The 18,337-nt window shown below is 54.1% G+C and carries 18 protein-coding genes; 15 read left to right on the forward strand and 3 right to left on the reverse strand.

Going from position 1 to position 18,337, the window contains the following annotated elements; genetic code table 11:
- The first annotated feature begins 97 nt into the window (after nucleotides 1-97).
- The 12 genes from EV681_RS12825 to EV681_RS12880 all read left to right on the forward strand — a co-directional run bounded on the left by EV681_RS12825 (nucleotide 98) and on the right by EV681_RS12880 (nucleotide 11,856).
- On the forward strand, nucleotides 98-355 hold the full coding sequence (locus EV681_RS12825; RefSeq protein ID WP_130304200.1) for a hypothetical protein: 258 nt from the start codon (nucleotides 98-100) through the stop codon (nucleotides 353-355).
- Nucleotides 356-599: 244 nt separating this feature from the next.
- Nucleotides 600-1,574, forward strand: a complete 975-nt coding sequence (locus tag EV681_RS12830) for a TRAP transporter substrate-binding protein (RefSeq protein WP_128393109.1) — start codon at nucleotides 600-602, stop codon at nucleotides 1,572-1,574.
- Entirely contained in the window at nucleotides 1,571-2,080 is a 510-nt protein-coding gene (locus EV681_RS12835; protein ID WP_128393108.1) for a TRAP transporter small permease, read from the forward strand. The genes EV681_RS12830 and EV681_RS12835 overlap by 4 nt, the downstream gene beginning before the upstream one ends.
- Before the next feature lie 84 nt (nucleotides 2,081-2,164).
- Entirely contained in the window at nucleotides 2,165-3,463 is a 1,299-nt protein-coding gene (locus EV681_RS12840) for a TRAP transporter large permease (RefSeq protein ID WP_128393107.1), read from the forward strand.
- 369 nt (nucleotides 3,464-3,832) lie between these two features.
- The gene (gene tssA, locus EV681_RS12845) at nucleotides 3,833-4,882 is read left to right on the forward strand and encodes a type VI secretion system protein TssA (protein ID WP_130304201.1); all 1,050 of its coding nucleotides are present in this window, start codon (nucleotides 3,833-3,835) and stop codon (nucleotides 4,880-4,882) included.
- 59 nt (nucleotides 4,883-4,941) lie between these two features.
- Nucleotides 4,942-5,508 (forward strand): type VI secretion system contractile sheath small subunit, encoded by a 567-nt coding sequence (gene tssB, locus EV681_RS12850; RefSeq protein ID WP_128393105.1) that lies wholly within the window; start codon nucleotides 4,942-4,944, stop codon nucleotides 5,506-5,508.
- Between the two features lie 13 nt (nucleotides 5,509-5,521).
- Nucleotides 5,522-7,018, forward strand: a complete 1,497-nt coding sequence (tssC, locus tag EV681_RS12855) for a type VI secretion system contractile sheath large subunit (RefSeq protein WP_130304202.1) — start codon at nucleotides 5,522-5,524, stop codon at nucleotides 7,016-7,018.
- Nucleotides 7,019-7,202: 184 nt separating this feature from the next.
- Nucleotides 7,203-7,688 carry an Hcp family type VI secretion system effector gene (locus EV681_RS12860; protein WP_128393103.1) on the forward strand — a complete coding sequence of 162 codons (486 nt, stop codon included), beginning with the start codon at nucleotides 7,203-7,205 and terminating at the stop codon, nucleotides 7,686-7,688.
- Nucleotides 7,689-7,801: 113 nt separating this feature from the next.
- A complete protein-coding gene (locus EV681_RS12865) occupies nucleotides 7,802-8,623 on the forward strand; it encodes a type VI secretion system accessory protein TagJ (protein ID WP_130304203.1) in 822 nt (273 codons plus the stop codon).
- 63 nt (nucleotides 8,624-8,686) lie between these two features.
- Entirely contained in the window at nucleotides 8,687-9,241 is a 555-nt protein-coding gene (gene tssE, locus EV681_RS12870; RefSeq protein WP_128393101.1) for a type VI secretion system baseplate subunit TssE, read from the forward strand.
- Nucleotides 9,241-11,166: a type VI secretion system baseplate subunit TssF gene (gene tssF / locus EV681_RS12875; protein WP_128393100.1), complete on the forward strand. Its 1,926-nt coding sequence runs from the start codon at nucleotides 9,241-9,243 to the stop codon at nucleotides 11,164-11,166. The genes tssE and tssF overlap by 1 nt, the downstream gene beginning before the upstream one ends.
- Nucleotides 11,167-11,205: 39 nt before the next feature.
- Nucleotides 11,206-11,856, forward strand: a complete 651-nt coding sequence (locus EV681_RS12880) for a DUF3540 domain-containing protein (RefSeq protein ID WP_130304204.1) — start codon at nucleotides 11,206-11,208, stop codon at nucleotides 11,854-11,856.
- Nucleotides 11,857-11,902: 46 nt separating this feature from the next.
- On the opposite strand, the gene EV681_RS12885 is transcribed toward EV681_RS12880, so the two are convergent.
- From EV681_RS12885 to EV681_RS12895, 3 genes are all read right to left on the reverse strand, one after another.
- A complete protein-coding gene (locus EV681_RS12885; protein WP_128393098.1) occupies nucleotides 11,903-13,465 on the reverse strand; it encodes a DHA2 family efflux MFS transporter permease subunit in 1,563 nt (520 codons plus the stop codon).
- The gene (locus tag EV681_RS12890; RefSeq protein ID WP_128393097.1) at nucleotides 13,458-14,807 is read right to left on the reverse strand and encodes an HlyD/EmrA/EmrK family protein; all 1,350 of its coding nucleotides are present in this window, start codon (nucleotides 14,805-14,807) and stop codon (nucleotides 13,458-13,460) included. Before EV681_RS12890 ends, EV681_RS12885 begins: the two co-directional genes overlap by 8 nt.
- 445 nt (nucleotides 14,808-15,252) lie before the next feature.
- The gene (locus tag EV681_RS12895; RefSeq protein WP_128393096.1) at nucleotides 15,253-15,792 is read right to left on the reverse strand and encodes a DUF924 family protein; all 540 of its coding nucleotides are present in this window, start codon (nucleotides 15,790-15,792) and stop codon (nucleotides 15,253-15,255) included.
- Nucleotides 15,793-16,035: 243 nt separating this feature from the next.
- On the opposite strand from EV681_RS12895, the gene EV681_RS12900 reads away from it, so the two are divergent.
- The 3 genes from EV681_RS12900 to EV681_RS12910 all read left to right on the forward strand — a co-directional run bounded on the left by EV681_RS12900 (nucleotide 16,036) and on the right by EV681_RS12910 (nucleotide 18,305).
- The gene (locus EV681_RS12900; RefSeq protein WP_130304205.1) at nucleotides 16,036-16,224 is read left to right on the forward strand and encodes a YqaE/Pmp3 family membrane protein; all 189 of its coding nucleotides are present in this window, start codon (nucleotides 16,036-16,038) and stop codon (nucleotides 16,222-16,224) included.
- Between the two features lie 54 nt (nucleotides 16,225-16,278).
- A complete protein-coding gene (locus EV681_RS12905) occupies nucleotides 16,279-16,740 on the forward strand; it encodes a GyrI-like domain-containing protein (protein WP_130304206.1) in 462 nt (153 codons plus the stop codon).
- A gap of 257 nt (nucleotides 16,741-16,997) precedes the next feature.
- Complete coding sequence (locus tag EV681_RS12910) at nucleotides 16,998-18,305, forward strand: NAD(P)/FAD-dependent oxidoreductase (RefSeq protein WP_130304207.1); 1,308 nt, start codon at nucleotides 16,998-17,000, stop codon at nucleotides 18,303-18,305.
- Nucleotides 18,306-18,337 lie beyond the last annotated feature (32 nt).

Here is an 18,337-nt window from a genome sequence, read left to right on the forward strand (position 1 = left end):
TTTTACGTCCTGCCTGTCTCTGATAAAAATACGGGTTCTGAAAATTGCGCGCGTCATTTTTCTAAACGGGCGTCATGCAAGTGTATCAGCACAAATCATGCCAGTGATTTTGCCGGTCACGTTTGAACTGCATAAACCAATGCATGCCTCGCTCACTTCAGAAACCTGCCTGCATGGTGGCGCGTATCACTGCAGCAAAGGGCACTGTCGTCCCGAACGGGCATATCAGGCCGCACATGAAGCGATGCAGCAAGTCGCGGGTGCGGCAAAACATGAAGCGGGCTTAAACAGAAATGCGGATGAAGCCAAGATGCACGGGTTGCATGGGATGATCGTTTCGGTAAATTGCCCGTGAGCCGGTCAATATGCCGCACGGGCTTCGGGCATGCATGCCCGAATAGCGCCCGATTTCGGTGCAGACTCTATCAGTGTTTTCCCTTTGCCTGAAAATCTTCTCGTGCCCTTGCGGCAAAAATCTTATATTCTCTGAAATATGACAGCCATGAGGCTGATATAACCGTAACTGCCAGTCCGCCAGATTTTGTCGATGAGTCGATTGCATCTGCGGCCGCGTAATTCTGCCATTGAAGGATGCACCCATGAAAAATAATGCTCTGGTTCTGACCGCGCTTGCTGCCGCTCTGTTCAGTGTGAATGCTTCAGCTGCCACGCAATGGGACCTGCCCACGGCTTACCCGGATTCCAATTTCCATACTGAAATTACCATGAAATTTGTCAAGGCCGTGTCCGATGCCACGGGCGGCGAATTCAAAATTAATGTTCACTCCAACGCATCATTGTTCAAGGCGCCGGAAATCAAGCGGGCAGTGCAAGGTAACCAGGCTCAGGCCGGTGAAATCCTGCTTAGCAACTTCGCCAACGAAGATCCTATTTATGAATTGGATGGCCTGCCGTTTTTGGCCACAGGCTATGAACAGGCCTGGAAACTATACCAGGCCCAGAAGCCTTATCTGGAAAAGAAACTGGAATCCCAGGGTATGAAGCTGTTGTATTCCGTGGCCTGGCCACCGCAAGGGATCTATACCAATAAGGCGCTCAATTCGATTGAAGACATGAAAGGTCTGAAATGGCGTGCGTACAGCCCGGTTACTTCCAAAATTGCACAGGAAGTGGGCGCCCATCCGGTTACTATTCAGCAAGCGGAACTGTCCCAGGCACTGGCCACCGGCGTGGTCGATTCATATATGTCATCGGGCTCTACGGGTTACGATACCAAGACCTATGAGTACCTGAAAAAGCTCTACGATACGCAGGCCTGGTTACCCAAAAATGCGTTGATCGTCAATAAAAGGGCCTTTGATGCACTGGATGACAAAGAGCGCAAGGCATTGCTGGATGCCGCGGCCGAAGCTGAAAAAACCGGCTGGGCATTGTCGCAGGAAAAAACCAAATGGTACAACGAGCAGTTGGTCAAGAACGGCGTGGAAATTGTCAAACCCTCCAGTGAGCTGATTGCCGGTCTGACCAAAATCGGCGAGGGCATGATTGCCGATTGGACCAAGAAAGCGGGTGCAGACGGTGAGAAACTGCTAAACGACTACAAATCAAAATGAGACGTTTGCTCAACTGTGTCTATGAAGGCGCCGCCTGGCTTGCCGGGCTGTTCATGATCGGCATCCTGGTATTTGTGCTCTGGTCTATCATCATCCGGCAAATGGGAACCAATTTCCCGGGGCTTGATGCCTATGCCGGTTACTCCATGGCTGCGGCAGGATTTTTGGCGCTGGCCAGTACTTTTCGCAATAATGAACATATCCGCGTCACGCTGGTTTTGGCTGCGCTCAAGCCGCGCGCGCGGCACTATCTGAACCTGTTCACACTTGTGGTTGCGATCGTGCTATCGGGTGCGCTGGCCTGGTTCAGTATCAAGCTGGTCATGGATTCCTATAGCTATCACGACCTGTCTACCGGAGAAGATGCTACACCCTTGTGGATACCGCAATTGGGTATGGCCGCTGGCTGCCTGCTATTTTGTATTGCGATTGTGGATGAGTTCATCTGTTCGCTCAAAAAAGGCTACTCGCGCACAGAGGAAGAACCTGTGTCGATGCAGACCTGATCCCTGGTCAGGACCTCTTTCTTTCGGTAATCCGTGCCGGGCAACATCGCCGGCCAATCATGCGCATACTGCGCGGAAAGCATTATGAATGAGTCACTTGTCATTATTGTCCTGCTGGTTTCCATCTTCGGCTTTCTGGGGGCGGGGGTCTGGGTCGGCCTGACTTTGTCCGGTTGCGCCTGGCTGACCATGGCGCTGTTCTCATCAAGGCCGGCAGGCGATGCCATGTCGCTCACTATCTGGGGCGCTTCCTCAAGCTGGACGCTCACAGCGTTGCCGCTGTTTTTATGGATGGGTGAGATTCTGTTTCGTTCCCGGCTCTCTACCGATCTGTTTCGGGGCCTGGCTCCGTGGCTGAACCGGTTGCCGGGCAAACTGCTGCATACCAATATTATTGGCTGCGCCATTTTCGCCGCCGTCTCGGGGTCATCGGCAGCGACCTGTGCCACTATCGGCAAAATGACAATTCCTGAGCTCAAGCGTCGTGGTTATCCCGATGATCAGGTGCTGGGTACGCTGGCGGGCGCCGGTACGCTCGGTCTGCTTATTCCGCCCTCCATTATTATGATTGTGTATGGCGTTGCCGCCAACGTGTCCATCTCCCGGCTGTTTATTGCAGGTGTGGTGCCCGGCATTTTGCTGGCTGGTTTGTTCATGGGTTACATCATTGTGTGGTCATTGCTTCATCCCGGGGCCATTCCGTCTGAGCAGAACACAATGACATTTCGGCAGAAAATCGCCGAGTCCCGTTATCTGATACCGGTAGTGCTGCTGATTGTGGCCGTGCTCGGCTCCATCTATACCGGGATTGCGACCGCCACGGAAGCGGCCGCTGTGGGCGTTGTGGGCTCCCTCATTCTATCGAGTGTCCAGGGTTCCATGAGCTGGGCAACATTCAAGGAATCGCTGCTGGGCGCCACACGACTGTATTGCATGATCGCGCTGATTCTGGCGGGCGCGCAGTTCCTCACGCTGGCAATGGGCTACATCGGGCTACCACGCGCGCTGGCCGAATGGATTGCCTCCCTGGGGTTGTCGCAGTTTGGCCTGGTGATGGCCCTTATGGTGTTCTTTATTATATTGGGCTGCTTTCTGGATGGGATCTCAATGGTGGTCCTCACCATCGGCGTGTTGTTGCCGACTGTGCAGGCGGCAGGTATTGATCTGGTGTGGTTCGGTATCTTCCTGATTTTCGTTATTGAAATGGCACAGATAACGCCGCCAGTGGGATTTAACCTCTTCGTTTTGTCGGGTATGACCAAAAAGGAACTGCCCTATATCGCCAGAGTATCAATGCCAATGTTCTTTCTGATGATCGTGGGCGTGATGATTATTTACTGGCTTCCGGACCTGGTGCTGTGGCTGCCACAGAACGTACGCTAGGAGGGGGCAGCGCAACAGGCCACGCGCGTGTTGCGTAATGTAAATGTTGCAATAGTACATGGCTGAGTGTGGCAAATGCGGCGCAAAATGCAGGATCATCGCCAAAGTAAATCGAAAAAGCTCAAAAATACTTTGTGTGCATATGTAATAAAGTGTTTTTAAGTTTAATGGGCGTAATTGTATTAAGACTGAAATCTGTTGATGAAAGATAACTTTTGTAAGATTTCAACTGGCATTTAAACGAATCGCTAGGGTTTCCACTACTCTCAATATGAATTTTAATGTGTAACGTGTAGCGAAATGCGCAACTTGTGTGAAGAGCAAACGTCACACACGTTTCATAATGCATGTTTAGGATAGCCGGGGTACATGAAAACATTTGATGAATTGTTCTCTGCGTTTAGCGAAGACAACGGTGGTGAAAATCTGGAGTACGATGCCGCTTTCCTGGCATTGCAGCAGGCAGTTGTAGAAAAGCCCGAACAACAGTTTGGCGATACGATTATTGATGCTCAGGCTCCGGATTGGAACCAGGTTGAAAAGCAAGCGCTTGCGCTTTGTGACAGAACCTGCGATTTGCGCGTGATCCACGCGCTGACCTGCGTATGGACGTCACAAAATGGTCTCGTCGGTTATGCCAGCGGTGTCCGGTTGGCGCACAATGCCCTGCAAAAATGCTGGGCGGGCGTTTATCCGCTGCTGGTCGAAGATGATTACGAAGATCCGTTGCCACGCATCAACGCCTTGAACTCCCTGGCAGACATGCAAGGTGTGGGACGAAGCGTACGCAGCGCCAACCTGCTCACCGGCGCGCACGGCCAGTTGTCGTTGCGCGATGCTGAATCCATCATGGAAGGGTCGCGCGCCGATCTGTTTCCTGGTGGCCGGGCTCGCTTGGTGGAAACGCTGAACCAGGCCACCATTGCGGGTGCACCGGAAATGGTCGGATTGGCAAGTGCAGCAACTAGCCTGCAGAGTATCGTAGAGCTGGTCACCGAAAAGCTTGGCACAGAGTGGGCGCCGTCCGTGCAAACGCTGTTGCGAAGTTTTGAGCTGATTACAAATGCATTAGGTGCTTCGGCAACTTTGCAAGCGGAACAGTCCGATAACACGGGTTCAGACAACAATGGCGGGCAAGGTATGGTTGAACCGGTCGCCGGTGATATCGCAACCGCACCACAGCAAACGGTAGAAAGGTCGGTGTCATGGACGGAAGTACAAATCAAAACGCGCGACGAGGCAATGGTTGCACTGGAAAAAGTCAGCAGTTATTTTGAAATTCATGAACCGAGCCACCCAGCTCCGTTCCTGATTCGACGGGTTCAGCAGACCATTCCCCTTAATTTTCATGAAATGCTGAAAAACCTCACCCCTGGTAATGCCGAGCAGTTTGAAAACTGGCTGCCTCGCGAAGAGTAGACAGATTTAGATAAATATGATCCGCCGGTTCAGCCGGCCAAGAGTTGGAGAGTAAAAGAATGGCTACACGAATGTCGTCACGCAGAAGCGGCCAGAAGTTCATTGCACGAAACCGCGCTCCTCGTGTGCAGATTGAGTATGACGTTGAAATCTATGGTGCTGAAAGAACCATTCAGTTGCCATTTGTCATGGGCGTGATGGCTGATCTTGCCGGTAAATCCGAAGTGCCGCAGGCCGATATCAATGACCGCAAATTCCTTGACGTAGACATCGATAATTTCGATGAACGCATGAAGGGCATCAAGCCGCGCGTGACGTTTCAGGTGCCCAACACCCTGACGGGCGACGGTGTGCTCAGTGTGGATATGAGCTTTGACAGCATCGACGATTTTTCACCGGCACAAGTGGCGCGCAAGGTGGACGCACTTAATGAACTGCTGCAGGCGCGTACTGAGCTGGCCAACCTGCTGACCTATATGGACGGCAAGACCGGTGCAGAAGAACTTATCAGCAAAGTGCTGAAGAATCCTGCCTTGATGAAAACGCTGGCTGCTGCACCGAACAAGGATACATCTGCCCCTGAGGCCGACAAGCCTGCATCCGACGCAGACGATACCAGCAAGTAACAGGAAGAGCCAAATGAGCACGAGCGTACAGAAAGAAGCGGTACAGTTGGAAGGAATGCAGTCCGATGGTCTCGCTTCATTACTGAAAAGAGAATTCAAGCCCAAGACTGATCAGGCCCGCGAAGCGGTCGAAAACGCGGTGCGCACGCTGGCCGAACAGGCACTGGCCAACACTGTCACGATGTCTTCCGATGCCTATTCGACCATCCAGGCGATTATTGCGGAGATTGATCACAAGCTGTCCGAGCAGATCAACCTGATCATGCACAATGAGGAGTTCCAGAAGCTTGAAGGCGCCTGGCGTGGTCTGCATTATCTGGTGAATAATTCGGAAACCGACGAGCTGCTGAAAATCCGGGTTATGTGTATCACCAAGAAAGAATTGGGTCGCACCCTCAAGCGCTACAAAGGCGTCGGCTGGGACCAGAGTCCGATTTTCAAACGGATTTACGAAGAAGAATACGGTCAGTTCGGTGGTGAACCTATGGGTTGTATAGTTGGTGATTATCACTTTGATCATAGCCCTCCGGATGTCGAGCTACTGGGCGAAATGGCCCGCGTCTCTGCTGCGGCACATTGCCCGTTTATCTCCGGCGCCTCGCCCGAAGTCATGCAAATGGACTCCTGGCAGGAACTGGCCAACCCACGTGATCTGACCAAGATTTTCTCCAACTCCGAATATGCTGCCTGGCGCAGTTTGCGCGAGTCCGAAGACTCCCGTTACATCGGCTTGGCCATGCCGCGTTTTCTGGCACGCCTGCCTTATGGGTCACGTACCAACCCAGTCGACGAATTTGATTTTGAGGAAGAAACCGACGGTGCAACGCATGAGCGTTACACCTGGGCCAATTCGGCCTACGCCATGGCTTCAAACATTAACCGTTCCTTCAAGGAATACGGCTGGTGCACTTCCATTCGCGGGGTCGAGTCCGGCGGTGCCGTCGAGGATCTGCCTTGCCACACCTTCCCAACGGACGATGGTGGCGTCGATATGAAATGTCCGACGGAAATCGCCATTAGTGACCGTCGTGAGGCCGAGCTGGCCAAAAACGGTTTCATGCCGCTGGTGCATCGCAAGAACTCTGACTTTGCTGCCTTCATCGGCGCACAGTCGCTGCAAAAGCCTCATGAGTATAACGATCCGGATGCCACAGCCAATGCCCGCTTGTCGGCCCGCCTGCCGTATCTGTTTGCTTGCTGCCGCTTTGCGCATTATCTCAAGTGTATTGTGCGCGACAAAATTGGTTCCTTCCATGAGCGTGATGATATGGAACGTTGGCTCAATGACTGGATCATGAATTATGTCGATGGTGATCCAGCCAACTCGTCCCAGGAAACCAAGGCCCGTAAGCCGCTGGCAGCTGCCGAAGTCCAGGTCACCGAAATCGAAGACAATCCTGGGTATTATGCAGCCAAGTTTTTCCTGCGCCCGCATTACCAGCTTGAAGGCCTGACGGTGTCACTGCGTCTGGTTTCCAAATTGCCATCTTTGAAACAGAATGAGAATTGATTTTTTCGAACATCGCTGGCCCTTCATGGCCAGGTAAAGGGTTGCCGGGGCGTCGAAGCGATACCCCGGGCAAAAAGGGATATCCTGGTATTACAGGATGCCTTTGAAGTAAGTAGTATGTGAAGCAAAGACAGGCTTTTTGCCTGATCGCAAATCAAATTAATTAGCTCACTAGGAGAAAATTGTGGCTGTTGATATGTTTATGAAAATTGAAGGTACAACCGGTGAATCCAAGGATTCCAATCACAAAGACTGGAGCGACATTCGCTCTTTCGCATGGGGCGCAACACAACCGGGCTCAATGTCTACCGGCGGTGGTGGTGGTACAGGCAAAGCCAGCTTCAACGACCTGAACGTTGTTGCTCACGTTGACCGTTCTGCACCTGCAGTAATGCAACATTGCTCTACCGGTAAACATCTGGCAAGTGTGCAAGTATCCGTCTGCAAAGCGGGTGGTACTCAAGTTGAGTACTCCAGAATTACGCTTGAAGATGTTCTGGTCACTTCTGTTCAGTACACAGGTGCGCATGATGGTGAAGGGCTGTTGGTAAACTATGCCTTCCAGGCAGCAAGGATCAAGAAACAGTACTGGGAGCAAACAGAACAGGGCGGCAAAGGTGCTGAGTCTGTTATTGCTTATGACGTTAAACAAAACAAAATCGTCGGTTAATCCGCTTTTGTCGCGTTGGCAGTAAGGGGGCCTTTCTCAGGCTCCAATGGAGCTAACAGGTATGCCCCCTAGGGTATCTGTTAGCTCATTGCATTTTTTAATACGGAACGGATATGACAGGCATCATAAAGGCACTGGATGGCAAGAGCGTTGATGAGCAGCTCGATCAGGTGAAGGCGCAAATAAGAAAAAAACCGGCTGATGCCGATCTGCGTGCCCGGCTGTTCCAGTTGCTCGCCGTCAAGGGTTTGTGGGATAAGGCATTTGAGCAATTGAAGCTGAGCTCTGAAATGAACGCGCAAGCCCAGCCGGTGGCCGTGTTGTATACGGGCGCCATCACGGCAGAACAGGAGCGCGAAGCCGTCTTTCGTGGCGAGAAAACGCCGGCGGTGTTTGAACAGCCACCTGAGTGGATGGCGATGTTGCTTGAGGCATTGCGCAGTGACGCCGAGACGGCGCAGGCCCTGCGTGAACAGGCGCTGGAAGTAGCGCCGGCTGTCTCTGGCACGATTGTGGTCAATGGTCAAGAGCAGGGGGTGGCATTTGAATGGCTGTGCGATGGAGACAGCCGGCTCGGCCCGGTATGCGAGGTCATTGCCAATGGCCGCTATGGTTGGGTTCCCATGGATATGATTCAGTCGCTGCGCCTGATCCCACCGGAAGGCCTGACTGATCTGATCTGGGTCCAGGCCGAAATCACGCTTGTGAGTGGCCGCTCTCAGATCGGCCTGATCCCGGCGCGGTACCCGGCGCCCACCGATAAAAATTATGCCGATCTGGACGACGCAAGCAATCTTTCGCGTCGCACAGACTGGCAGCAGATCGGCCAGGACATCTATTTCGGAACGGGTCAGAAAATGTGGATGAGCGATGCGGGCGAGTATGCGTTGTTGGATATGCGCAGCATCACCTTTCATCACGGACAGTTGAACTGATCCTCCAGCCTGTATCGGGAACAGAAATAGAACAAAAGCAAGATAGTCACAGGTGTGTCGCATATGGATATGGAAGATATTTCAGGTAAACGGACGGCATTCGGCATGCGCGAGCGTCGCGCTGCCAAAGACCGTTTGCAGCCGGCATTGCTGGATCGCCTCACGGACAACGAACCGCTGAAGAAAAAGGAAAGCCGCGACAGCGTCATGATCACTTACGATACGCTGCGCCATGCCGTGCTGCGGGATTTGCGCTGGGTGCTGAACACGGTCAATATTGAAACCGTAGATGACCTGGATGCCTTTGCCCAGGTGCGTAGTTCAACTGTCAATTTCGGTGTTGAAGCGCTGGCCGGCAGACGCATGTCCGAGATCGACTGGGTTGATATGGAGCAGTCCATCAAGACAGCCATTATTCACTTCGAACCGCGTATTCTGGCCGACTCGCTGGAAGTGGCCTGTGTCAGCGAAGTGACCTCGCTAGAGCATCACAATGTGCTCAGTCTGGAGATTCGCGGCAAACTTTGGTGCAATCCCTATCCGCGCGAATTTCTGTTCCGCACCGATATTGATCTGGAAAGCGGCCATATGGATCTGCAGGAACAGGGAGCTGCCTGATGGAACAGCGCTTCCTGGATTATTACAACCGTGAACTTGCCTACATCCGCGAGATGGGCAAGGAGTTCGCTGATCATTACCCCAAGATAGCGGGTCGCCTGGGCATGAATGGCATCGAGGTCGCAGACCCGTATGTCGAACGCTTGCTTGAAGGCTTCAGTTTCCTGACCGCGCGCATCCATATGAAAATGGACGCCGAGTTCCCGCAGTTTTCCCAGCGGCTGCTCGAAGTGGTCTATCCGAATTATTTGGCGCCGACTCCATCCATGGCCGTGGTGCAGGTGTCTCCCAGCATGAACGAGGGCAGCCTGGCCAAGGGGTTTGTCCTGCCCAAGGGTACGGTCATGCGTGGCCGTATTCCCAAAACGGAGCAGACACCCTGCGAATTTGTGACAGGTCATGCACTGACCCTGTGGCCATTGCAGGTGACGGCTGCCGAGCTCTCAGGTGTTCCCCCCGATCTGCCCCTGAAGCGGATGAATCTGAATAACCGGAACCAGCCTGTGCGCAGCTCGCTGCGCATCCGGCTGGAAATCAAGGGTGGCGTCAAGCTGCACGAGTTCAAACTGGATCAGTTGGTATTTCATTTGAATGGTCAGGACATTCATATGCAGCGGCTGCTGGAACTCATTATGGGACACACCATTACGGTGCTGTGCCATGATGCCGAAAAGCCGGTCAAGTGGATCAACCGCATCAATGTCAATGATGTGCGTCATGAAGGCTTCGAGAGCGACCAGGCGTTGCTGCCTGCCGAGGCCCGGATCTTTCAGGGCTATCGCATTATCCAGGAATACTTTGCCTTTCCTACGCGCTTCATGTTCTTCAGCGTCAACAATATGCAAAAGGCGCTCAAGCTGCCGACGGCCATTGCCACAGGCAGTGCCAACGCAGCGGGCGGCCAGGAAAGCCGCAGCTTTGAGCTGACTTTCCTGTTTGACAAAGACATCCCCGAGCTGCAAGGCAATGTGACCGCAGAGAATCTGGCGCTGCACTGCACGCCGGTCGTTAATCTTTTCCAGAAAAAGGCCGACCGGATCACGATCTCGCCCACTACCCACGAATACCATCTGGTCGTTGATCGTACACGACCGCTCGATTTTGAGGTTTACAGCACGGCGCGGGTGGCGGGCTACTCGAACGTGTCCGACCTGACAGAAAAAGAATTTCGACCTTTTTTCGGGTCGCTGGGCAGCGATACCGACGATTATGGTGCTTACTACTCCATGCGGCGGGAACCGCGCTTGTTGTCAGACACCGCCGCACGCAATGGCGCGCGTACCGGTTATATCGGCAGCGAGGTCTTTATTTCACTTGTGGACAAACACCAGGCGCCGTTTTCCGAGGATTTGCGGCACCTGAGCATGGATGTGCTGTGCACCAATCGCGATTTGCCCATGCTGATGCCGATTGGCCAGAAGAACGATTTGGCCTTACGCGTGTCGGCGCCCATCGAAGGCATTAAGATCCTGCGGGGGCCATCACGCCCCCGGCCGGCACTGGCCCAGGGCGCCTATGCCTGGCATCTGATCAGCCATCTGGGCCTCAATTATTTGAGTCTGATTGATTTGGATACAGAAAAAGGCGCACAAACCCTGCGTGAGATGTTAAAAATATATGCAAATATCGCCGATCCGGCCATTGCCAAGCAGATCAATGGCGTACGGCATGTACGGGTAGAGGCCGTCCATCATCGCCTGCCCGTGCCGGGCCCAATTGTGTTTGGCAGGGGTGCGCGCATTCATCTGGAAGTGGATGAAGGGGCGTTTTCCGGTGTCAGCCCCTATTTGTTCGGGGCCGTGCTCGAGCAGTTTTTTGCCCGGCATGTCTCCATCAATATGATGTCCGAGCTCGTGCTGTCCACCATGCAGCACGGCGAGCTGGCCCGCTGGAAGCCCCGTATGGGCACCCGGCCTGCCGTCTGAATTGCTGTACGTTGACGATCAACCGCCAAAGGAAAAAAAATGTCTTCAGTTGCCCAGCCTAAAACCTACCCCGTCTATGATCCGGTGCATTTGATCGGCGTTGTAAAAAAGCAGGATGAGCAGGAGTTTGTTGTTGAATGCGATGGCCATGAATGGGTCTGCCGCCGCGCGGCCAGTTGCCTGTTGCAGCCACAGGTGGATGACACCGTGCTTATCAGCGGCCCGGAACGGGAGCGCGTGTACCTGATTGCGGTGATCGAACAGGCGCAGCAGAATGAATCCACGGTCAGTGTACCGGGCAGGCTCAATATCTCGGCCGACTCGGTCAATATCCACAGTGCCGCTGCCATGCAGTTGCGCGGTGGCACTGCGCTGGATATCAACACGGCGCAATTGAAGCTGAGCGCGGAAAAAGGCCAGTGTGTCATCGACGAGATGCAATACGTCGGTCGTGAACTGAAAACCACGGTTGGCATGATGCGGGTCATCGGCAAGGTTTACGAGTCGATCATGGACCGTCTGTCATTCATGAGCCGCACGTCATTCAAACTGACCGAAGAGGTTGAACACTTGCGGGCCGGCACCATCGATTACCAGGCGGAACAATCTGCCCGCCTGCATTCCAAATACACCGTGGTCACGGCCAAGGACCTGGTCAAGGTCGATGGCAAACAGATCCATATGGGCTGATCCGGGGCGCGCGCCGATGGCCGCCCCGCGTTGTTGCCAGGTCGCCTTAATGGGCGCCCGAGGCAGCACCGGGCTTGGCCATGAACGGCGGTTTAGCCAGCCAGACCAGTCCGACCAGCAGTACAAACAGCCAGCCCAGTCCCCAGAAGACTTCGTTGAATGATATCTGCAATGCTTGCTGATTAATCAGGTTATTGATATTGTAGGCGGCAATCTCGGTGGTCTCGCCATACTGCTTTAACGCTTCTACCGCTGTCGGATTATAGACATTAATATTTTCGTTTAGCTGGGCATGATGAATAACAGCGCGATGGTCCCACAGGAACGTGGTAATCGACGCCGAGAAACTGCCTCCCAGCACCCGCAAAAAGGCCGCCAGGCCGGAGCCGGCAGCGATCTCATCGGGGCGCAGATCAGACAGCAGAATGGTCAGCACCGGCATGAAGAAAAACGCCACACCCAAGCCCAGTACCAGCTGGGTCATGGCAATATGCATGTAATCCAGATCGGTGGTGAAGTCGGCGCGCCAGAACGAGGTGAAAGACATCACAACGAACGACAGGGACGCCAGCACGCGCAGATCAATATGATTGGCATATTTTCCCACGATCGGCGCCAGAAAGATCGGCAGGATACCGATAGGCGCCGACACGATCCCCGACCACATCGAGTCATAGTTCAGGGTGCGTTGCAACCACAAGGGGATTAGCAAGCTGATCGCAAAGAAGGCGGAGTAGCCGAAAACAAGGGAAATGGTGCCGAAGGCGAAATTGCGATGCCGAAATAGCGTCAGATTCACAATCGGATTGGGATGGGTCAGCTCCCAGATCAGGAACGCAATCGTGCCAATAACCGCCACGATCGTCAGTACCACGATAAAGCTCGAACCGAACCAGTCTTTCTCGTTACCCAGGTCCAGCACCACCTGCAGCGAACCTACCGCCACAATCAGCAGAATCAGGCCCATATAGTCCACGCCGGATTTAATAATCGAAACCGGACGGCCTCGCATCTGGACAAAGACAATAAAGCTGGCAAACAGCCCCACTGGAATATTGATAAAGAAAATCCATTCCCACGAGTAGCTGCTGGTAATCCAGCCGCCCAGGATGGGACCGGCGACTGGCGCGACCACCGTGACCATGGACAGGATGGACAGCGCCATGCCACGGCGGGCAGCAGGGTAAATGGAAATCAGCAGGCTTTGCGTGATCGGATACATCGGGCCTGCCACCGCACCCTGCAAGGCACGAAACACAATCAGCTCTGTCATATTGGTGGATATGCCGCAAAGAAACGACGTAATCACAAACAGGATAGTGCAGATATTGAACAGGCGCACCTCACCGAAGCGCCGACTCAGAAAGCCAGTCAGCGGCAGGGTGATGGCATTGCTCACGGCAAAGGAGGTAATGATCCAGGTGCTCTGCGAGGAACTGACGCCCAGGTTGCCGGCGATGGTCGGCAACGACACATTGGCAATCGTGGTATCCAGGACCTGCATGAAGGTGGCCAGGCACAGGCCCAGGGTCGTCAGCCACAGGCTGGCCGGGGCGAACGGCTGCGCGGGCGTGCCAGGCGGCGTCGCCTTGGATTTTTCGTTACTCATCGGCGCTTGTATTATCGGGGGCGTTGGTCGCCAGGTTCTGCTGCACGATGTCAGATATCAATCGGTCCGCCGCAGCCACCTGCTGATCGTAAATCGTGGTCAGCAGCTTGCTGTTCGGATTGATTCCGCTGGCAAGCACGGCGCCCTCGGTGTTGTGCAGATCGGCTTCGACAAACATGGACATGCCAATGCGCAGGGGGTGTTTTTCCAGTTGCTCGGGTTTGGCAAACTCCACGCGTACCGGGATTCGTTGCACGATTTTGATCCAGTTGCCGGTGGCGTTTTGGGCCGGCAGCAGGGCGAAGGCGCTGCCCGTACCAATGCCCAGGCTGCTGATCACGCCGTCATAGACCACATCGTCGCCGTACAGGTCGGAGGTAATGCTTACCGGCTGGCCGATACGCATGTCTTTCATTTGTGTTTCTTTGAAGTTGGCGTAAATCCATGCGTTTTTCAGTGGGACTACGGCCATCATGGCGCTGCCCGCAGCGACGCGCTGGCCGACCTGCGCTGCACGCTTGGCGACATAGCCATCGGCCGGGGCCGTGATCGTGCTGCGCACATAGGTCAGATAGGCGGCTTTCAATTTGGATTCGGCAACCAGGATATCGGGATGCTGGTTGATCAGCATGCCGGCTACCAGCGCGTTACTCACCTCGGCGTTCTGCTCGGATGCCGTCAATTGGCTGCGCGTGGCTTCAAGCTGGCTGATGGCAGACTGATACTGGCTTTGAGCCTGCAGAAATACATCTCTGGCATGTGCGCTTTCCTCTTCGGAAATGGCGCCGGACTTGACCAGCTTCTGTCTACGGCTGTAGTCGGCCTTTGCCTTGTCCAGCGCTGTTTTGGCTCCCTTGACGGCAGATTCCTGAGCCTGCACCAATGCCTGTTGCGCGCCCGATGTGGCCTTGGCGCCGCTGGCCTGGCTGTACAGGCTGCGCACTTCTCTTACAGTTTTGGCCAACGTGGCCTTGGCCTGGTTCAGGGCCACTTCGGCCTCGGTCTGGTCCAGGCGGATCAGCGTATCGCCGGCATGTACAAAGTCGCCATCGTCGGCAAAAATGCCCACCACGGTGCCTTCAACCTGCGGGGTGATCTGAATGATATTGCCCTGTACATAGGCGTCGTCGGTGCTTTCATACCAGCGGCCGTTCAGGAAATACATGACACCCGCAATAATGGCGATGATCACAACCGCCAGGAACAACAATTTGAACAGAAAACTGCGTTTGTTGCCGGCAGGTTTTTTCTTTTGTTTTTCTTTTGCTCCTTGGGCGGAGGAAGCAGGAACGGCGGACGGTGCGTCGGGGGTGGCCGTCGTTGTATTTGAATTGGAGCTCATGAAAGATGATAGCCGTGATGATCAGCCGGGCAGATGCGGGGTCAGGCAATGCCAGCGGCAACGCCCAGTTTCCCGATTGGCTGGAATAATGTAGGTTCAATTAATTGGGTAAGCAATAATTGCTTGGTCAATTAATAATAATCACAGAAAAAATCACGGTCAAATATTTTCTGAAATCGAGCGTGCAATCGGCCTGATTCTGTTGTGAAAGTTCGGAAAATTCAGTCTTGCGTAAGCCTTGGCGGTATAGGTGCGCGAGTGCACCTCGTGTAGCATGAGCAGTTTTTCGACACGCTCAGACAAGCGAGAGGGCGCACTCAATGGCACCTAATGACACTAACAACACGAGTGAATCTGACAGGCAGCAGTTATCCCGGCAGACGTGGCTCGAGGGTCTGCAAGGGCCTGGCAAGGGGCGGGATCAGGCGGAAAAGGACGGTAGGCATCAAAACGATGAGCCTGGTTGCTGCAGGAAGGCAACTTCCTCGGGTGTGGATTCGCGCCCCAGAATGTCGTTGCGATGCGGATAACGGCCGAAAGCGTCAATAATGGCCTTGTGTTTCAGTTCGAATTGATATGATTCATCTGAACCATATTTGCGAAACAGGCATTCGGCTGCCTGGTGAATCGCTGGCGATTCCGAATGCATCATGGGCATCAGCAAAAAATTGTTTTCCTGTTGCGTCAGGTCGGCAAATTCGGTGGTACGCGATGCTTCCTGGGACAGCACCAGCGCCATCGTGTCGTAAGCAAAGGCTAAGGGCGTGCCGCGGCCGATGTTGCGCGAGAACTGATCCAATACAATGATCTCGGCCAGGCGTCCGCGAATAGAGCTGCGCCAGCCGCTTAGCTCGGCGCGCGTGGCCTGCTGCCATACGTCGCTAAAGCGCTCGCGAATCGTTGCATCAAATTGCGGATCGTTGGTGAACCATTGCTCGGAAGGGGTTTGTTCAAACCAGAAGTCAAGAATATCCTGTGGAGACATACACGATCCTTTTATAGAAATAAAGCCCAAAATAAAGCGAAAGGGTGAAGATGAATCAAAAGCGTCGGCGACGGCAGACAGTAAACAACAGGGCTGTGTTAGCTGCCTGAACTGCATCTGGGCGTCAGTACCCTGTCAAGGGTGCGGCCGACCGTTATAATACAGCCTTGATATTACGTGATTCGTCGCCATTTGCGACTTTATATCACCTCACAATAACTGCATCGTATTACGGGATTTTTCATGAGATTACTGCTCGCCATTTTTCTGCCTTTTGTTGCATTTTTTACGATTGGACGTCCAATCGCCGGCATCATCTGCCTTATTTTGCAAATCACGCTCATCGGCTGGCTGCCCGCCGCTTTGTGGGCTGTCTACGCCCTAAGCCAATACACTACCGATAAAAAAATCGCCTCGGCGCGCCAGCTTTAAGCCACAATGTCGCCGTGTTACGCAACCGTTGCATGGTATTGAAAGAGACCTGCTATGCACACTGTTAACCTGCCATCGTTCCGTATATTTGGCGTTCAGACCCGCACCTGCAATGCCGACGAAGAAACATTGAAGACGGCACGGCTTCCCCTGCTCTGGCATGATGTGTATACCGAACTGGTTCCTGAGTTGCCTGCAGATGCGCCAGTCTATGGTGTCTATGGGGGCTACGAATCGGATCAGGATGGCCGGTATACCGTGACGGCAGGGGCCGACCAGAAACCCAAAAAATGCAATCTGGATCTGGTCGAGGTCACCGTCCCCCCGGGACAGTATCTGGTTTTTAGCGGCAAGGGGAAAATGCCCGAAACGGTCATCCGGGTATGGCTGGATATCTGGGATTATTTCAAACGTGAAGATACGCCTCATCAGCGAGCCTACACCGCCGATTTCGAAGTATACCGGGGGCGCGAAGAAACGGCGATCGAAGTCAGCGTGCATATCGCCATCAAATAAATCGTCATGCTATCGTTTAGCCGGGCGTGCCTGGCTCGGTTTCACCGCTGGCCAGGGTCCGTGCTCAACGAATTGTTTTGCGACTGTTTCCAGCACGGTTGATACCGTGAGTGATCAGGCGCCATCGGCGCATCATGTTGCAGATAGATTACACATTTGCCGCGGTTTTCATTCGGATATGACAAAACGATTGAAAATTACTGCCGGCCACTTATGATGGAAAACTCTTCAGTTCTTTCTGCCCGAAGTCGATACGCGTGAAAAATCCCTATTTGCCCCACTATAACAACCATTCCGGCTGGAACGCGCTGCTGCCTGCGCGCACGGCCGCCACAGAGCCGCAAGGCCCGCGAGCCTTTGACTTCATCGTTATCGGGGCCGGCTTTACCGGCCTGTCGGCCGCCCGCCGCCTGGCGCAACTGGCGCCGGAAAAATCAGTGCTCCTTCTGGAAGGCAGTGTCATCGGCGAAGGTTCATCCAGCCGCAATTCAGGATTCATGTCGACGTTTCCCCGTTCGGGCATCGCGAAGGATCCAGCGCAGGATGATCTTCTGGGGCGCATGCAAATCCGTGTTTATGAACAGGGGCTGCAGTGGCTCAAGCACACCTTGCAGGAGCACAGGATTGAATGCGACTGGGATGAAAATAGCGGCAAATACAATGCGTCGGCCACACCGGCCGGCAAGGCATCCCTGCTGTCGGGCATCGACAAAAACAATCGGCTGGGCATCGATAGCGAAGTGCTGAGCCAGGACCAACTGGCACAGCGACTGGGCACGCGTTATTACGATTTTGGTTATTACACGCGCAATAATGTTTTTGTCCAGCCTGCGGCCATGCATCGGGGGCTGGCCGATACCTTGCCGGAAAATGTCACTTTGCTGGAAGAAACCTTTGCTAATCGTATTGCCGGCAGCGCAGGCCGCTACACAGTATCGACCAGCAAGGGCGATTTTTCTGCCGGTCAGTTGGTGATTGCCAATAACGCCTTTGCCCGCAAACTGGGTTTCCTGAAAGACCGCCTGATTGCGATCTACACGTATGCCGGGCTGACCCCGGCGCTCTCGGATGAACAGGCCGCTGCCCTGGGGCCGGCCAGGCAATGGGGCTTGCTGCCGGCTCACCGCCTTGGCACGACGCTGCGCAAGGTGTCGGGCAACCGTTTCATGGTGCGTAGCGCCTATTCCTATGAATCAGAGCGTAGTGTTGCTGCCTATACCACCATGCTGACGCATTATTACAAACGGCGCTTTCCGCAAATGGCATCGCATGAGTTTGAATTTGTCTGGGGAGGAACCACCGCGCTTACGCGTAATGGCGGTGTCTTTTTCGGCAAGCTGGCCGATGGTATCTACGGCTCGCTCGGGTGCAATGGCTCGGGAGTGCTGCGTGGCACGGTAAACGGGCGCCTGTTGGCCGAACTTATGCTGGACCATCGGTCAGAAGCGCTGGATGCGGTACTGGGGCTGGGCGGTCCGTCCTGGCTACCGCCAGAGCCGTTACGGGCGCTGGGTGTCAAAAGCGCAATCTTTTATCAGGGGATCAGGGCCAGCGCCGAGCGTTAACAACGCAGGTAGATGCTGCGCCCCGGCTACTG

This window comes from Advenella incenata, from assembly GCF_004217095.1.
Classification (GTDB): domain Bacteria; phylum Pseudomonadota; class Gammaproteobacteria; order Burkholderiales; family Burkholderiaceae_B; genus Advenella; species Advenella incenata.

Excerpts from the sequence above, each read along its gene's own strand:
- EV681_RS12900 (WP_130304205.1), top strand. The coding sequence starts at position 16,036 with ATGAGATTACTGCTCGCCATTTTTCTGCCTTTTGTTGCATTTTTTACG.
- EV681_RS12825 (WP_130304200.1), top strand. The coding sequence starts at position 98 with ATGCCAGTGATTTTGCCGGTCACGTTTGAACTGCATAAACCAATGCAT.
- tssB (WP_128393105.1), top strand. The coding sequence starts at position 4,942 with ATGGCTACACGAATGTCGTCACGCAGAAGCGGCCAGAAGTTCATTGCA.
- EV681_RS12895 (WP_128393096.1), bottom strand. The coding sequence starts at position 15,792 with ATGTCTCCACAGGATATTCTTGACTTCTGGTTTGAACAAACCCCTTCC.
- EV681_RS12830 (WP_128393109.1), top strand. The coding sequence starts at position 600 with ATGAAAAATAATGCTCTGGTTCTGACCGCGCTTGCTGCCGCTCTGTTC.
- tssF (WP_128393100.1), top strand. The coding sequence starts at position 9,241 with ATGGAACAGCGCTTCCTGGATTATTACAACCGTGAACTTGCCTACATC.
- tssC (WP_130304202.1), top strand. The coding sequence starts at position 5,522 with ATGAGCACGAGCGTACAGAAAGAAGCGGTACAGTTGGAAGGAATGCAG.
- EV681_RS12885 (WP_128393098.1), bottom strand. The coding sequence starts at position 13,465 with ATGAGTAACGAAAAATCCAAGGCGACGCCGCCTGGCACGCCCGCGCAG.
- tssA (WP_130304201.1), top strand. The coding sequence starts at position 3,833 with ATGAAAACATTTGATGAATTGTTCTCTGCGTTTAGCGAAGACAACGGT.
- EV681_RS12880 (WP_130304204.1), top strand. The coding sequence starts at position 11,206 with ATGTCTTCAGTTGCCCAGCCTAAAACCTACCCCGTCTATGATCCGGTG.
- EV681_RS12890 (WP_128393097.1), bottom strand. The coding sequence starts at position 14,807 with ATGAGCTCCAATTCAAATACAACGACGGCCACCCCCGACGCACCGTCC.
- EV681_RS12835 (WP_128393108.1), top strand. The coding sequence starts at position 1,571 with ATGAGACGTTTGCTCAACTGTGTCTATGAAGGCGCCGCCTGGCTTGCC.
- EV681_RS12840 (WP_128393107.1), top strand. The coding sequence starts at position 2,165 with ATGAATGAGTCACTTGTCATTATTGTCCTGCTGGTTTCCATCTTCGGC.
- EV681_RS12865 (WP_130304203.1), top strand. The coding sequence starts at position 7,802 with ATGACAGGCATCATAAAGGCACTGGATGGCAAGAGCGTTGATGAGCAG.
- EV681_RS12905 (WP_130304206.1), top strand. The coding sequence starts at position 16,279 with ATGCACACTGTTAACCTGCCATCGTTCCGTATATTTGGCGTTCAGACC.
- tssE (WP_128393101.1), top strand. The coding sequence starts at position 8,687 with ATGGATATGGAAGATATTTCAGGTAAACGGACGGCATTCGGCATGCGC.